This window comes from Rhodococcus sp. P3_B8 (assembly GCF_056402775.1).
Window position 1 is genome coordinate 1 of record NZ_JBFUGT010000579.1, and the last position, 1,905, is coordinate 1,905.

General features: G+C 69.3%; 2 protein-coding genes. Both read right to left on the minus strand.

Features of this window, described 5'->3' with window-relative positions; translation table 11 throughout:
- Window positions 1–262, minus strand: a 262-nt coding sequence (locus AC1D1G_RS44745; protein ID WP_477956892.1) for an amino acid kinase family protein, incomplete at its 3' end; no start/stop codon positions are given.
- A complete protein-coding gene (gene obgE, locus AC1D1G_RS44750) occupies window positions 259–1,719 on the minus strand; it encodes a GTPase ObgE (protein ID WP_280782391.1) in 1,461 nt (486 codons plus the stop codon). The genes AC1D1G_RS44745 and obgE, both read right to left, overlap by 4 nt.
- Window positions 1,720–1,905 lie beyond the last annotated feature (186 nt).

A 1,905-nucleotide genomic window follows, 5' to 3' on the forward strand; every position in this document is an offset into this window, starting at 1 on the left:
GGGGCCCCACGCTCGCGGCGGCCTGCTTCGTCGCCAGGTCCCGTGGCCGCTTCGTCAGCCCCAGCGGGGCCAGACCCGCACCCACGGCCCCGGACGACACGACGACCACGTCGGAACCGGCACGCATCCGTTCCTCGATCGCATCGGCCAGCGCGTCGAGTCGACCGACGTCGAGCCCGCCGACCAGGCTGGTCAGCGCGGACGATCCGATCTTCACGACAATGCTGCCCGCCGACGCGATCGTGCGCCGGGTGGCGCTCACTGGTCTTCGGGGTCGAGGCCTTCGAGACCGCGACGGACCCTGGATGCGTGCTTGCGTTCGGTCGCGCCGATGCGCTCGACCTGATCCAGACGCGGGTCGGTGCCGCGACCGGTGCGGGTGAGATCGACGCCGGCCGGTGTCTGGGGCTCCCAGTCGAAGCTCACGTTGCCGATCGTGACGGACGCGCCCGGCTCCGCACCCTGCTTGACGAGCTCGGTTTCCACACCGAGCCGCGCGAGGCGGTCGGCGAGGTAACCCACGGCCTCGTCGTTGTCGAACTGCGTCTGCCGCACCCAGCGCTCCGGCCGTGTGCCGCGGACGATGAACCCACCGGGAATCTCGGGGTCGGCGACGACGCTGAAGCTGTTCTCGTTCGAGATCACCGGGCGGATCACCTGACGCTTCGGCTCGGCCTTCGGATGCGCCTCACGGTAGTCCGCAACCAGCTTCGCGAGCGCGAACGTCAACGGGCGCAACCCCTCTCGGCTGACGGCCGAGATCGTGAAGACCGGCCAGCCGCGGGCCTCGAGGTCGGGGGTGACCATCTCGGCCAGCTCGGCCGCCTCCGGCACGTCCGCCTTGTTCAGAATCACGATGCGCGGCCGGTCCGCGAGGTCACCGAGCCCGGCGTCGCCGGACAGCGCGCCCTTGTACGCGGCGAGTTCCGCCTCGAGTGCGTCGATGTCGGAGATCGGGTCGCGGCCCGGGTCGAGCGTCGCGCAGTCGACGACGTGCGCCAGCACGGCGCACCGCTCGAGGTGGCGCAGGAAGTCCAGTCCGAGCCCGCGGCCGTCGCTCGCGCCGGGGATCAACCCGGGCACGTCGGCCACCGTGAACGTGGTGTCGCCGCTCGACACCACACCGAGGTTCGGCACGAGGGTCGTGAACGGGTAGTCGGCGATCTTCGGCTTCGCCGCCGACAGCACCGACACGAGCGAGGACTTGCCCGCCGACGGGAACCCGACCAGCCCGACATCGGCCACGGACTTCAGTTCGAGGACCAGTTCCCGCTCGACGCCGTCCTCACCGAGGAGCGCGAAACCCGGCGCCTTGCGCGCCTTCGAGGACAGGGCCGCGTTGCCGAGTCCGCCGCGGCCACCCTGGGCGGCTTCGAAGCGGGTGCCGACACCGATGAGGTCGGCGAGAATCCGGCCGTCCTCGTCGAGGACGACGGTGCCGTCGGGGACCCTCAGAATCAGGTCGTCGCCCTGGGCGCCGTCACGGTTGCTACCCATCCCCTGCTTGCCGTTGGTGGCCTTCGCGTGGGGGTGGAAATGGAAGTCGAGGAGGGTGTGGACGTTGCCGTCCACCTCGAGCACGACGTCACCGCCACGCCCGCCGTTGCCGCCGTCCGGGCCACCGAGCGGTTTGAACTTCTCCCGGTGTACGGAGGCGCAGCCATTGCCGCCTTTTCCGGCGCTGACGTGCAGCACGACGCGGTCAATGAATCGGGACATGACTGCCGGATCCTTCCTCAGTCAATTGTGTTGATCTCACTCGTGAAAAAAACAATAGGGGCGGACCGGGTATCACGACCCAGGTCCGCCCCTATTGGGAGCTTGAAACGTCCCTCACGGGACGATGCATACTCGCGGCAGGACTAGGCCTCTGCCGCCGCCGGAACGATGTTCACGGTCTTGCGT